General features: G+C 59.6%; 9 protein-coding genes. 6 read left to right on the forward strand and 3 right to left on the reverse strand.

All coding sequences use genetic code 11. The features are described 5' to 3' along the window. Positions 1-71: 71 nt before the first annotated feature. Positions 72-851, forward strand: coding sequence for an enoyl-CoA hydratase/isomerase family protein (locus HL45_RS05270; protein WP_049970108.1), 780 nt, complete (start codon positions 72-74; stop codon positions 849-851). 72 nt (positions 852-923) lie between these two features. Then, positions 924-2,126, forward strand: a complete 1,203-nt coding sequence (locus tag HL45_RS05275) for an amidohydrolase (RefSeq protein WP_049970109.1) — start codon at positions 924-926, stop codon at positions 2,124-2,126. A 50-nt stretch (positions 2,127-2,176) separates the two neighbouring features. On the opposite strand, the gene HL45_RS20285 is transcribed toward HL45_RS05275, so the two are convergent. Then, on the reverse strand, positions 2,177-2,626 hold the full coding sequence (locus HL45_RS20285) for a hypothetical protein (protein ID WP_144240014.1): 450 nt from the start codon (positions 2,624-2,626) through the stop codon (positions 2,177-2,179). A gap of 246 nt (positions 2,627-2,872) precedes the next feature. Here HL45_RS20285 and HL45_RS05280 point away from each other — a divergent pair, with 246 nt between their 5' ends. From HL45_RS05280 to HL45_RS05290, 3 genes are all read left to right on the forward strand, one after another. Continuing rightward, the gene (locus tag HL45_RS05280) at positions 2,873-5,569 is read left to right on the forward strand and encodes an AAA domain-containing protein (protein ID WP_049970110.1); all 2,697 of its coding nucleotides are present in this window, start codon (positions 2,873-2,875) and stop codon (positions 5,567-5,569) included. A gap of 33 nt (positions 5,570-5,602) precedes the next feature. Continuing rightward, positions 5,603-6,826 (forward strand): lactate racemase domain-containing protein, encoded by a 1,224-nt coding sequence (locus tag HL45_RS05285; RefSeq protein ID WP_049970111.1) that lies wholly within the window; start codon positions 5,603-5,605, stop codon positions 6,824-6,826. 170 nt (positions 6,827-6,996) lie between these two features. Next, a complete protein-coding gene (locus HL45_RS05290) occupies positions 6,997-9,471 on the forward strand; it encodes a hypothetical protein (RefSeq protein WP_049970112.1) in 2,475 nt (824 codons plus the stop codon). A 36-nt stretch (positions 9,472-9,507) separates the two neighbouring features. Here the strand turns inward: HL45_RS05290 and HL45_RS05295 are convergent, their stop codons facing one another. Together HL45_RS05295 and HL45_RS05300 are read right to left on the reverse strand one after the other, a co-directional pair. Further along, positions 9,508-12,354, reverse strand: a complete 2,847-nt coding sequence (locus HL45_RS05295) for an ATP-dependent helicase (RefSeq protein WP_049970113.1) — start codon at positions 12,352-12,354, stop codon at positions 9,508-9,510. Between the two features lie 114 nt (positions 12,355-12,468). Next, complete coding sequence (locus HL45_RS05300) at positions 12,469-12,888, reverse strand: SRPBCC family protein (RefSeq protein ID WP_049970114.1); 420 nt, start codon at positions 12,886-12,888, stop codon at positions 12,469-12,471. 118 nt (positions 12,889-13,006) lie between these two features. Here HL45_RS05300 and HL45_RS05305 point away from each other — a divergent pair, with 118 nt between their 5' ends. Next, positions 13,007-13,738 carry an MBL fold metallo-hydrolase gene (locus HL45_RS05305; RefSeq protein WP_049970115.1) on the forward strand — a complete coding sequence of 244 codons (732 nt, stop codon included), beginning with the start codon at positions 13,007-13,009 and terminating at the stop codon, positions 13,736-13,738. The last annotated feature ends 10 nt before the right edge of the window (positions 13,739-13,748 follow it).

A 13,748-nucleotide genomic window follows, 5' to 3' on the forward strand; every position in this document is an offset into this window, starting at 1 on the left:
ACAGCGCGCTTTCAGTACAATACACGCTTTCATCAGGTACGGTTTTGACGATTCCCCGCACAGAAAACGGTATGACGGAGTTCGAACACCTGAATATCGAGCGCGTCGGCGACATCGCCCGCGTGACGATGAACCGCCCCGAAACGCACAACGCGATGAACCGCGAGATGGCGAACGAACTGCGAACGGTCACGATGGCCCTGCACGACGACGATTCGCGCTGTATCGTCCTCACCGGAACTGACGGCGTGTTCAATACGGGTGCCGACCTGTCGGTACTGTCGGGCGATTCGAACGACGCGCGCACGCTCAGGAAAATCGCGTCGAGTTTACACCGCTCCATCGAAAATCTGGTTCGTGCGCCGAAACCGGTCGTTACGGGCGTCAACGGCGTCTCCGCTGGCGGTGGGTTCGGACTCGCGCTTTCCGGCGACATCGTTCTGCTCGCAGAGGATTCCCGACTGGAGTTTGCGTACCCGAAAGTCGGCCTGACTGGAGACGGCGGTTCGACCTATTTCCTCCCGCACCTCGTCGGCCTGCGCCGAGCCAAGGAAATCGCTTTGCTGGACGAACCGATTGCTCCGGAGGAGGCCGTGGAGATGGGACTCGCCACGGAAGTCGCGGACGACTTCGACGCCCGACTCGCTGACCTCGCAGAATCCCTCGCGGACGGGCCAACTCGTGCCTACGGCGCGACGAAACGCCTGTTCAACCGCGGACTGGGCCGTGACCTTTCGGCGCAGATGGCGAGCGAAACCGATACGATTGCTCGGATGACCGAAACCGACGATTACGAACGCGGACTGGCGGTGTTCTTCGAAAAGGAGACGCCAGAGTTCGAGGGGCGATAGACTGCCTGCGAAAAACCGATTCTCGTATTTCGAACCGAAACACTAATTTCCCTCATTACGAAGGGTTGTGCAATGCAGGCAATTGTCAATGGAGCGGTTCACACGGTTTCCGAAGCAGGCACTATCGAAAACGGAACCGTGCTGTTCGAGGACGGCGAAATCGTCGCGGTCGGCGCGGATACGGACGTTGACGTACCGGAGGACGCCGAGGTCATCGACGCAGGTGGAAAACCGGTCACGCCGGGACTCGTGGAGGCCCACAGCCACGCCGGGATGGGCGAGTGGGGCGAACCGGAAGACGGCGACGTGAACGAACTTACCGACCCCGTGACGCCGCACGTCAACGCGCTCGATGGCTTCCACCCGCGCGACGAGGAACTGCAACACGCCTATCAGGGCGGCGTGACGACCGTCAGCGCCCGAATGGGAAGCGCGAACGTCGTCGGTGGAATCATCTGCTCGATGAAAACCTACGGCGACCTCGCCGACGAAATGCTGATTCAGGAAGACGGCATGAAGGCCGCGCTGGGCGAGAACCCGAAGCGCGTTCACGGCGACCAGAACGGGCGCGAACCCACCACGCGGCCCGGAATCGCGGCCACCCTCCGACAGGCGCTCATGGACGCCGAGGATTACGTTTCCCGACGCGAGAAGGCCGAGGAGGACGGCGACCCATTCGACCGAGATTTGGGACTGGAAAACCTCGCGCGAGTCGTGGAGGGCGACCTCCCGCTTCGCGTTCACGCCCACCGCGCGGACGACATTGCGACCGTCTTTCGTATTGCAGACGAGTTCGGTGTTGCCGACCTTTCCATCGAACACGCGACAGAGGGCCACGTCCTCGCCGACGAGTTCGTAAAACGCGACGTGCCAGCCATCGTTGGACCATCGCTCTATTCGGGTGCGAAGTACGAACTGTCGAATATTACGTTCGAAACCGCTGGAATCCTCCACGATGCAGGTGTGAAAGTCGCCATCCAGACCGACGCGCCGGTGCTCCCGCAGGAGCATCTGGACGTCTGTGTCGGCTTGGCGATTCGGGAGGGTCTTCCCGAGGAGGTTGCCTTGGAAACCGTGACCCGCAACCCCGCCGAGATTCTGGGAATCGAAGACCGTGTGGGGACGTTGGAAGAAGGCACTGATGCGGACGTTGTCGTATGGGATGGCGAACCGTTCGAAATCACTTCTGACGCGGCGCACGTTTTCGTCGATGGTCAGCACGCGTATGATTCGGAGCGCGACGACCGCGACCCCCGCGACGAATACGCGTGGTGAAGTGTGGACTGCCTGTGTGTATCGTCGCTGGAATATGTTCAAAAGAGACGTTAGGTAATCACGACAACACATGACCGCCCCGACGGCGAAATCAGCAATACGAACGTGAGGTTAGTGGAGAATCGGGAGCAAATCACGACTCCAATGAAACCGCCACCGCACCCCGACGACCACATTCCTCCCCAACCGACTCCTTCACTTCGTTCAGTCGTCCCTCGCGTGACAGCCAGCAGACCCTCGGCGGCACGTGCCTCGGGCCTGCTGGCGCACGCGCCACGATGGTTTGTGAAGATTCCGGACTTCCGAATTTGCCATGTGGCGCGCGCTAACGAGCCTTCGAGGACTTCACGTCCGAGAAGGTGAGAGAAAGTCGCGCGAGGGATGAGTGAACGAGCGCCAGCGAGTGAGCGAATCGGTTGGGGAGGCGTGTGGCGAACGAGATTTCGTAGAATCTCGATTGCGAGCGGCGAAGCCGCGAGCGCGGTGGCGGTGGCGGTCATATGTTGTCGTGAATTGCTATCGAAAAACTACCCAATCTCAATCGCGTACTGCTGATTTCGTCGTTGTGGCGGTTTCATTGGAGTCGGGAATTGTAATCCGCCGATATGAGATGATTTCATACGAGAAGAAGCCACTATTCCTGTATCCAAAACCGGCAACAACTAACAACACTACTACACCAAGCCCATCCCAAACCCCTCGCAGCAATCGATAGAATTTTTCGGTGAGACACTATACAAAACCTCGTGAATATACGGGGGACTGTCGCCGAGCCGGGCGAGGTACGAACCGTGACCACTCGGTACGGCGAGCGCGAACTCGCGGAAATACTCGTCAAACCGGACGATGACGCGCCGAAGACGGTGACGCTGTGGGGCAAGTGGACGGAGAGCGCGGAACTCCTCGAAGAAGGCATGGAACTGCTGGTAACGGACGCCGAGGAGTCCGAGTTCGACGGAGAAGCGACCTACGCGACGAGCAAGGAATCCTACGTCGTGGTCGAACCCGGCTTTCTGGTGAACGTGACCGACGTTCGCTCGTGGGTGCAGTGCCCCCGGATGTACTATCTGAACAAACTGTCCGGAATCCCACTCAACTATCCGGTCATCAAAGGGACAATCGTCCACGAGGTGTTCGGCGACCTACTCCGGGGGCGGGAGTTGGACGACTCGATAGACGAACGGGTCGAGGAAGCGGGCCTCGAACTCGGCCTGCTCGGACGCGAAACCGACGAAGTCGCGGGCGAAGTGCGCCAGAACGCCGCCGCAATCGAGGGGTGGCTCGAACAGGGCGTGCTGGACGACACGGACGACTGGCGAAGCGAATACACGCTCATCAGCGAGCGATTCGGCATCAAAGGACGATGCGACGCCCTCCGGCGCGGGATGCCGGTCGAGTTGAAGACTGGCAAGAACACGAACCGCGACCCGCGATTTCAGGACAAGATTCAGGCGGCCTGCTACGCCCTGCTCCTGCAAGAGCGCGACGTTCCGGCGGACACGGGAACCCTGCTCTACACGAAAAACTCCGCCTTGGACAGAACCGAGGAATCCGGCGACCTCTCGCCCGCGAAGGAGTTCTCGATTGCGAAGGGCCTGCTCGAATTCGTCGTCAGAACCCGCAACGAAATCGCGGCGATGGAGTTCGACATGGGCGTTCCGACGGGCTACGAGGCGAACGCGAAGTGCCAGTACTGTTTCGAGAAGGACACCTGTATGGTCGTCTCGGGCCGCCTCGGACAGGAGTCGAAAGCCGGGCAAATCGGCACGCCGATTCCGGAACACGAGCGCGAGTACTTCGACCGAAAGTACCGGGAAATCGAGAAAGAACGACGGGCAACCCACGCGGAGTACGCCAAACTGTGGAAGCAGACGGCAGAAGAACGCGCGGACGACGACCGCGCACTCATCGGTTTGGAACCCGCGGGACAAACCCAAATCGAGGGGGAGCGCTGGGAACTCCGCGCGAAAAAGACGGACGACGCGGTTTCGAAGATTCGAGAGGGCGACGTGGTGCTGGCCAGCGACGGGCACCCGGTTGACGGCCACGGCGAACTGGCGCGAGTGAAGAAATTGGGAACAGAAATCGTCGTCACGACCGACGAACCGGTCGAACTGCACCGACTCGACGTGTATCCCTCGGAACTGTCCGCGGACAGGATGCTCACCGCGCTTCACGACGCTCTTTTGAAGGGCGACCCGCGACGGAAAGCCGTCCTGTTCGGGGAGCAAGAACCCGAGTTTGCGGAGCAAAACGAAGCCTACATCCAGAACAACGAATCGCAGAACGCGGCAGTCAATTTGGCGGTCAACGCCGAGGACTGTGCCCTCATTCACGGCCCACCGGGTACCGGAAAAACCTACACCATCGCACGGACGATTCGGGCGCTGGTTGAGGACGACAACCGGGTTTTACTCTCGGCGTTCACGAATCGCGCGGTGGACAACGCGCTGGAAGCCCTGCGGGAACAAGGCTTCGAAGACATCGTTCGCGTCGGCACGGAAAACGGCGTTCGTGAGGATATGCAGGACGTTCGATTGGAGTACGGCGGCGACCCCGGAACGCGCGCCGCGGAACTCAAACAGGCGAGCGTCGTCGCCGCGACGACCGCGACCTGTGGCTCGCGTATCATGCGCGAACAGGCCTTCGACGTGGCACTCGTGGACGAAGCCTCGCAGTTGACCGAACCGGCGACTCTCGCGGCAATCAACCTCGCGGAGCGGTTCGTTCTGGTCGGCGACCATCACCAACTGCCGCCTGTCGTGAGAGCGGAAAACTCGGAGTCACACTCCGCGGAAAGCGCGAACGATGAAGCCGTGAGCGGCGACCTTTCCGAATCGCTGTTCGAACGACTCGTGGAACAGTATCCCGACGCATCGGTCATGCTCGAACGTCAGTATCGGATGGCCCAGCAGATTCAGGCGTTTTCGTCGCAGGAGTTCTACGACGGGGTGCTTCGCCCTGCAAACGGCGAGGTCGCTGGCCAGCGACTCGCCGACATCCCCGGAGTCGATACGGAAGCGCTTCCGGTGGAACTCGACGGCTGGGTAACGTTCGCCGATTCCGGCGGGAAGGCGGTCGGCAACACGAATCCGGGAGAGGCAGAGCGCGTGAAAGAACTCGTGTCCCAGTTCGCGGAGGCAGGCGTCAATCACGAAGACATCGGCGTCATTGCGCCGTTCCGGGCGCAGGTCGCGGAAATCTCGCGCCGGGTTCCGGATTCGGTCGCGGTCGATACGGTGGACAGGTTCCAAGGGTCGAGCAAGGAGGCCATCATCGTTTCCTTTGTTGCGACAGGTGATTTGGACAGTCCGATTTTCGACGACTATCGCCGGGTGAACGTCGCGCTCACTCGGGCGAAAAAAGCTCTCGTCCTCGTCGGCGACGAAACCGCCCTCCGCTCTGCTCCGCTGTACGACCGAATGGTCGATTGGGCGACGTGAACGTTTTCGTGGGTCGGATTCGTATTTCGGTGTGTGAACCTTGGCAATCTCTCGAATCTCTCGCTTCCAGACTGCGACGTGACCGTTCTCGAACCTCCCGGCGGAAGCGCAATTGACCCCCGTGAGGCCGCCGAGGAGGCGGTCGAAACTCCACACGGGCCACTGCTTTCCGAAATCGTCTCACCCGACGAAACCGTCGCAATCGTCGTCACGGACGTGACTCGCGCGACCCCGGACGATATTCTGTTGGACGTGCTTCTCTCGGAACTCAAAGAGGCGGGCGTTCCCCGAAACCAAATCACGGTCGTCATCGGCCTCGGTTTGCACCGGCCAATGTCCGACGAGGAAATCGCGGACGCTCTCGGCGAACACGCAGACCTCGCCGAGAACCACGACGCCGATTCCGTGGTCGAAGTCGGCCGGGTGGAATCGGGCGACGACGAAATCCCAATCGAACTGAACCCGACTGTCGCGGACGCTGACCGCGTGCTTTCGACGGGGATGGTCGAACCCCACCAGTACGCGGGCTTTTCCGGCGGGGCGAAGACGGTGGCAATCGGCGCGGGTGGCGAATCGCTCATTCGCTACACGCACGGGCCGGAGATGCTCGCGCACGACGGTGTCCGACTGGGTCGAATCGAGGACAATCCTTTCCGCGAAACGCTCAATTCGGCGGGCGACGTAATCGGCGTCGATTTCTGTCTGAACGTTACACACGGGCCGAGCGGGATTCTCGGAGCAAGTGCAGGGCACCACCGCGATGTGGTTTTCAACCTCGCAGAAACCGCGAAAGAAGTACTGTCGGTTCAGGTCGAAGAACAATTCGACGCAGTCGTCGCGGGCGTTCCGGACACGAAAGCGACCAATCTCTATCAAGCCTCGCGCGCCGCGACCTACGTCGTCCTCGGCGACCGAAATCCACTGCGTTCTGGCGGTCGCGTCGTCGTCCCCGCCGAACTTCCTGAGGGTGCGGGTGAAGGTCGTGGCGAACGGCGGTTTTACGACCGACTCGCCGACGCCGAGGACGCCGGGTCGTTGTACGAAGCGATGCGCGCAGGATACGAACCGGGCGCACAGCGGGCGTTCGTCGTGGCGCGCGCGCTGCGCGACCACGACGTGTACGTGACGGGAAGCGAGCATCCGGAAATCGTTGAAGACTGCTTGATGTACGCCCGCGAGTCGATTTTGGACGCAGTCGAACCCGGAAGCGAGGTGCTGGTCGTGCCGAACGCACTGGAAACGCTGTTGGTGGAGTAACGAAACTGGATACTGTTTTTCACATTTCGGCGTTCACTATCAGCAACAGAATCGTACAGGTTCGCCGTCCTGCCTCGCCCGTACACACGGGGTCAATGGTGGGTACAAGGCCATTCTATATTAAGATAATTGGAAAAATAATTATATTATTATGATAGAGTTAGAATAATGTGAATTCCGAAAAAGAAGATACTGGACAACGCGAGACCGACGAAGACATCGAATCCTGCCGACGACGCGATTATTTGAAACTAGGCGCGACTGCCGTCACGGGGGCCGCATTTGCTGGCGCTGTCGCAACTGGGTCGGTGAGTGCCGCAACGACGCGCAAGGGAATCTCGTTCAGCACGGTAGTGGACGCGGTCGACGACCTCGGGTGGGACCCGGATGGCGATGTCGAAATCCCACCGCCAACTGACGACGACACGCTCATCGAGGTGCCACCGGGTGAGTACGTCTTCCCGAGCGGCAACTCGGACAATGCCTTCGTTTATGGAACGCTCAAGAACTGGGGTATTCGCGGCACGGGAACCAGTCCCGGTGACGTGGTGTTCCGCACATCAGACGGCAACTCGGAAAACTTCGTCTTCTCCACCTATAGCTCGGACGGTGTGCTCATCGAGAACGTAACATTCGATAACACGAAGCAGAAGGAGGGTGGCGACATCGGTCTCATTCTCGAAGGACAGGACAACATCGAAGTTCACGACGTGGAGACCATTGGTTTCTCCGGTCAGGAACCGTACTGCCGCGAATCGATTCACGTGATACTGTACGACTCGGCCGGCGAAGCTAACGTCGTCAACTACAAGAAAACCGGCCCGTCGGTATTCGTCGGACATGGCGAATCGGACGGTGGTGGACACATAAACCGGAATCACGACGGACTCGTCAGGTTCAAAAATTGTCGCATCGAGAATCAGGGTGGAGACGGCGGCCTCTACACCGGCAAACACGACGGAAAAGTTATTTTCGAGGATTTCTATTTCGCCAACAACGACATGGCCGCCATTCGAACCGGTGCGGGTTCGGAACTCCACAACAGTGAAATCGTCATGGACACCGACAACGACCATCCGGACAACGTCTTTATTGACGACGACCCTGACACCTCCGAAGACGAATCCCCGACTGGCGCGCAAGGTATCTACTTCAGCAGTGCCCAGTTCGGAAAATCCGGCGGCGGCGTCTACAACTGCGACATCAAGATGCTCTCTACCTACAACGATTCCATGGGAGCAATCCGCGTCAATCCATGCGACGGTAACCTCGAAATCAAGGACACCACGATTACGGTCGAACTCACAGACAGCGACGGGATGCCTGCGATATTGGCCCTTGGCCCTGAAGACCAGCGAGGTAGCACCCATCAAATTCCAGAAAAACCGTGGGGGTTGACCATCGACAATGTCACCATCAACGGCAACGGGGAGTTCAGAACGAACGACAACGGATTCATATACAAGGGCGTCGTTGTCCTCGAAAACCGCCCCGGTTCAGTCGTTCGAAACTCCTGTATCGAAACGACTGGCGGGGCACCGGGTATCGACTTCATGAACTCGGACAACTGTTCCGTCGAGAACACGAACATCAACGTTGACGGAACCGCTATTCTGCCAACAAGCGGCGTCTCGAAAAGCGGCATTACCTACGACGAAGCGTGTCCGCTTCCAGATGACGGGACTTCCCCGACAGAACCCTCGTACAGCGGTGCAACTGCCGTTGAAATCCCTCACGTCAGCGACACGACGAAGGCAGGGGTTCAGTTCGACCTCACGAACGAAGCCGATTCGAACCTCACCATCACCGGAATGTCAATCACTTCCGCCGACACCAGCATCGACCGTCTGTACGACAACAGCGATTCCGTCGGCGAGTGGGTCAGCGAGCTGTACATCGACGCGGACGTGCAAACCGGTGTGACGGACGTAAGCGGTGCCACGAGTCTCCCTACGACGCTTGACTTGGATGCTGATGGGTGGGACGATTCCGCCGACGCCAACGCCATTCTCTCCGCCGGTTCCTCGGCCACCGTCTCGCTCGGCCGATTCGAGTCCGGCACCACGCCCGTCGAGATGGTCGGCGAATCCATGGACATTAGCATCGACTACACCGTCGGCGGGACGAGCGGAACGAAATCGTTCACCGTCACGCCGACCGACGGCACCACCGCAGACCTCACGTATGGCAACGACGCGACGGCGACCGACATTTCCCACGACAGTAGCACGAAACAGTGTGCCGTGGAGTTCAGCGTCACGAACAACGCCGGGACGGAGATGACGCTCACCGAAATGACCGTCACGCCCGCCGACACCAGCATCGACGGTCTGTGGTGTCGCACCGAAGCAATCGGCAAGTGGGAGAGCGAAATCTACGTCGAATCGGACGTGCAGGCTGGCGTGACCGACGTAAGCGCTGGCGCATCGCTCCCTCGAACCTTCGATATGGATGCCGATGGCTGGTCGGACAGCGCCGACGCAAACGCCATCCTCTCGTCCGGTTCGACCGCGGGCGTTTTTCTCTCACGATTCGAATCGAACGACTCGCTAGTCGAGATGGGCGGAAAATCCGTCGATGTGACTATCGACTATACGCTCGCAAGCGGCGAGAGTGGATCGGAGACGCTCACGCTCCAGCCCTGAGTCGGACGAGCCGTTTATTATTTTCTGGCAACGAAGTCACTTTGACTGTGCTACCTCGCCGTCAGCGCTGTTCTTTGATTCGCTTCCATCGATTTCCTCTAGAACGCGCTCGTGAAACTCCTGCAAAACCGCGCTCTCGTCCTCAGCGAGAACGACGTCGCTCGCCATCAGAGTTGCGAGGCCGAACGCTCTGGGGGTCGGGGATTGCACTCGATGTTGGACGACGTCGATATCGCCGGACTGTATCTTCCCGAGGATGTCCTCGACGGCCGACAGCGCGAGTTTGTCCTCGATGATTTCCCGATACGTTTCTTCCATGACGGCGAACTCGTCCAACTCGTCGGCGAACCCGAGCAACATCTCGCTCGACACCTGCTGTTCGCTGGCGGATTTCTCGTACCCTTTGTAGCGTTTGAGAATCATCAGCGAGCGCGTGGCGTTGATGCGGAAATAGCGCTGGAGTAAGTCGGTACCCGACAGCGCAGACCGTAAATCCTCGCGCAGTTCGTCCGGCGAAATATCGCGGAGGATGGCCGGAACGTCTACCTTTCTGTTCAGCGGCATGGAGACGGTAAATCCGTTGTCCGCGACTGCTACCGTGACGTTGGTGTTTGCCGACTGGGCGCAACGGTAGGCGACGACGCGGGAGAGGCCGTCGTTGAACTTTCGCCCGTAGTTTGAGTGGACGTAGTAGTGGCGTTTGTACTCGTCTCTGTCCATCTCGATTTCGATGGAGAGGCGATTTTCGGTGCTGACGCTTTCGGAACCGGCGTAGCGAACCTGTTCGTCGAACATCCGGGCGATTGCACGGACGCTGTTTTCGTCCAGCGGGAACTCACGAAGCCACACCCGGACTGCCGGTTTGCCGCGGTCTGAAAGCCGCGAGAGGAGTTCGCCTTGGAACGCCGCGATTTCCTGCCCGAGGTCGTAGGAAAGTGGCAGTCGTTCCGAAAACCACGAGGGAACCGTCGGGCGGGCGTTGGTTCGGTCGGCGTACACCTTCGACCCGCGGCGGTAGCGGTATTCGAAATGCTGGCCGCCGAGGACGAACACGTCGCCCTTTTCGAGCGTGTCGAGGTAGTTTTCGTCCAAGTCGCCGACCCATTCGTTGTCGGCCCGGGTGACCACGTCGCAGGAAAACGAATCCGGAATCGTCCCGATGTTGGTCATGTAGATGACGCGGGCGAGGCGACCCCGTTTTCCCATCAGCGTTTCATCGACCGGGTACTCCGGATAGTGGTACTCGCCATCCGGCGGGTCGTTGCCGTCGCGCCACACCTTCGCGTAGACGTTCTTGTCCTCAAGTCCGTCGTACTCTGCGGTCAGATAGCGCAGAAGTGATTCCCACTGTTCGTCGTCGTAGTTTCGGTAGGGGTAAGCTCGCTGGAGCGTGGCTTTTAGTTCGCTCTCGGGGCGAATCTCGTTAATTGCCATCCCGTAGACGTGCTGGGCCGCCACGTCCTGCGCCTGCTTGGGGACGAAAACGCGGTCTACGAAGCCCTCCTCCGCTTTCTTCAGCATGACCGCACACTCTATCAGTTCGTCCCTATCGAGGGCGATGACCCGGCCGGTGACCGTCTGCCCGAGTTGGTGGCCTGCGCGTCCGACGCGCTGAAGCAGGGAAGCGACGCTTTTCGGCGAGCCGACTTGCACCACCAAATCGACGTGTGGCATGTCGATGCCGAGTTCGAGGCTCGTGGAAGTCGTCACCACGTCCAAGTCGCCATCCTTCAACCGCCCCTCGATTCGTTGGCGGGCTTCCTTCGAGAGACTGCCGTGGTGACAGCCCGAATTGTCCTCGTCGTAGCCGTCGAACTGCTTGCGGAGGTTCTGTAACACGCGCTCCGCCCCGGAGCGCGTGTTGGTGAAGACGAGGGTGTTCGTATGATTTTGGATGAGGTCGTTCAGTTGGTGGTAGAACCGGTCTTGCACCGTCTCCCGAGACGTGTGAATCAGGTCGTCCGTCGGGGAGTGTAGTTCGAGGTCGAATTCGCGGACGAATCGAGTATCGACGATTTCGTACTCCCGACTCTCTCCGCCGGGCGATTTTCGACCGACCAGAAATTCCGCGATGTCCGACAGCGGTTCGACGGTCGCCGAACAACCGATTCTGGTCGGGGAGTCGTGGGCGAGATTTTCGAGTCGCTCCAAACTAACCGACAGATGCGTCCCTCTTTTTCCGTCTGCAAGGCTGTGGATTTCGTCCACCACGACGTATTCGACGGTTCTGAGTTTTTCCTTGAATTTCGGCGAGTTGAGCAGAATGGCGAGGGTTTCCGGCGTCGTGTTGAGGATGTGCGGCGTCTCCTTCAGCATCTTCTGTCGCGCTGACGAATCCGTGTCGCCGTGTCGAATCGCGTGACGAACCTCGCTTACTGCTCGGGCTGAGTCTGAAGAACCTTCGGCGGTTTCTGACTTGGGAGAATCGGCGGCGCTCGCCGCCGATTCTCCGCTCTCTCCGCCCGACTCGTCATCTGCCATCTTTTCCCGAATGCCCGACAGTGGCACTTCGAGGTTTCTGTGGATGTCGTTCGCCAGCGACTTCAGCGGGGAGACGTAGAGGCAGTACACCGAGTTTTCGAGTCCGAATTCGCGCTCCCGGCGAAACAGTTCGTTCAGAATCGCGGTGAAGGAAGCGAGCGTCTTCCCGCTTCCAGTCGGAGAGGCGATGAGGGCGTTTTCCCGCCCGTGAATCAACGGAATCGCGTCGCGCTGTGGCGGCGTGAAAAAACCGCCGTTTTCGGGAACGAACTCGCCGAACGCTTCGACCCACCATTTCCTGACTGCTGGTTCGAGGAGGTCTAACACCTCCCCGTCCGCGAGTTCGACCGACTCCGGGTCGAACTCTACCCCCTCCCGGGCCAACAGCGTTCTCCCATCCATTTGTTCCGGATTGGAAGCGGGCGACAAAGAGGGTTATGCCAGCGGAGTGAAAGTGAAACTTGTCTGTTCGGAGCGTTAGGGCCATCTGGTAATCTGGAGTGGTTCCGTCATCGCTTATAAATCTTCGTCAGCGAGTCGGTCGATTCGGGAGAGCGCACGCTGACAGACCGGGACGTACCCCACCGCGAAAAGCGGGAGAGAGAACACGACGCGACAGCCGTTCCGGTCAGTCAACGCTTCTATTCGGTGGCCCGTTGCTGGAAGCCCTGCGACATCCCACGACCAGTAGTACTCGTCGTAGGCCGTGATTTCGAATGACAACTCGATTCCGAGCGGCGTTTTGATTCTCCCAGTCGAACCGAGTCGAATGTTTCTATCGGCACACTCCACCGCCCGCACCGACGGTCCCCATTTCGGCCAGCAGGCCGTATTGGTCAGCACGTCCCAGACGCGCTCCGCCGGGGCGTCAATTGCGCGCGAAACCGCGAGATAGCGTCCGTTGGAATCCCGCTCGACGCGAACCTCGCTCTGCATGGCTGAAAGACGGACGGCAAATGCAAATCGTTAGTGGCGTGATTCCCTCGAACCGACGCCCAACGTTACCTTCCGGCACGGCTGAACCTTTTTGACCCTCCCGCACGGGAATCCACACATGCGAGTCACATTCCTCGGCACGGGAAGTGCGATGCCGACCGGCGAGCGGTTTCAAACCGGCCTCGTCGTCGAAGACGACGGAAATCGCCTCCTCGTGGACTGTGGCAGTGGCGTTCTCCACCGCCTTCAGCAGTCGGGAATCGGTTACGAAAATATCTCTACCGTTCTGCTGACTCACCATCACGTAGACCACGTCTCCGACCTCCTCCCACTGCTCAAAGCCCGCTGGCTTGCGGGGGAAGAACATCTCGAAGTCGTCGGCCCGAAAGGCACGAAAGCCCTGCTCGACGGCCTACTTTCGGTTCACGACTATCTCGACGGGCGAGTCGAACTCCAAGTCCGCGAAGTCGGAGCACAGGAGTTTTCCGTCGCGGGATTCGACGTAGAAGGCTTCGAAGCGCGCCATTCGATGCCCTGCCTCGCCTACCGATTCGGCGACGATTTCACTTTCAGCGGCGACAGCGAGGCGTTTTCGGGACTCACAGCTTTCGCGGACGGCTGTTCCGTCCTCGTCCACGATTGTTCGTTCCCCGACGAAGTGGACGTGGCGAATCACCCGACGCCAACGCAACTCGGTGAGGCGCTTTCCGGCGCGGACATCGACCGGGTGTATCTGACGCATCTCTATCCGCACACTGACGGCAAACACGAGGCCATGGTGTCCTCGGTTGCGAAGAACTACGACGGCGACGTTCGATTCGCGGAAGACCTGTTTTCGGTCGAACTCTAATCGCGGTTTT

It is taken from the genome of Haladaptatus cibarius D43, from assembly GCF_000710615.1.
Taxonomy (GTDB): Archaea; Halobacteriota; Halobacteria; order Halobacteriales; family Haladaptataceae; genus Haladaptatus; species Haladaptatus cibarius.

What these genes read in the sequence shown, in the direction of transcription:
- HL45_RS20285 (WP_144240014.1), bottom strand. Translation starts at nt 2,626, where the DNA reads ATGACCGCCACCGCCACCGCGCTCGCGGCTTCGCCGCTCGCAATCGAG.
- HL45_RS05295 (WP_049970113.1), bottom strand. Translation starts at nt 12,354, where the DNA reads ATGGATGGGAGAACGCTGTTGGCCCGGGAGGGGGTAGAGTTCGACCCG.
- HL45_RS05305 (WP_049970115.1), top strand. Translation starts at nt 13,007, where the DNA reads ATGCGAGTCACATTCCTCGGCACGGGAAGTGCGATGCCGACCGGCGAG.
- HL45_RS05270 (WP_049970108.1), top strand. Translation starts at nt 72, where the DNA reads ATGACGGAGTTCGAACACCTGAATATCGAGCGCGTCGGCGACATCGCC.
- HL45_RS05275 (WP_049970109.1), top strand. Translation starts at nt 924, where the DNA reads ATGCAGGCAATTGTCAATGGAGCGGTTCACACGGTTTCCGAAGCAGGC.
- HL45_RS05300 (WP_049970114.1), bottom strand. Translation starts at nt 12,888, where the DNA reads ATGCAGAGCGAGGTTCGCGTCGAGCGGGATTCCAACGGACGCTATCTC.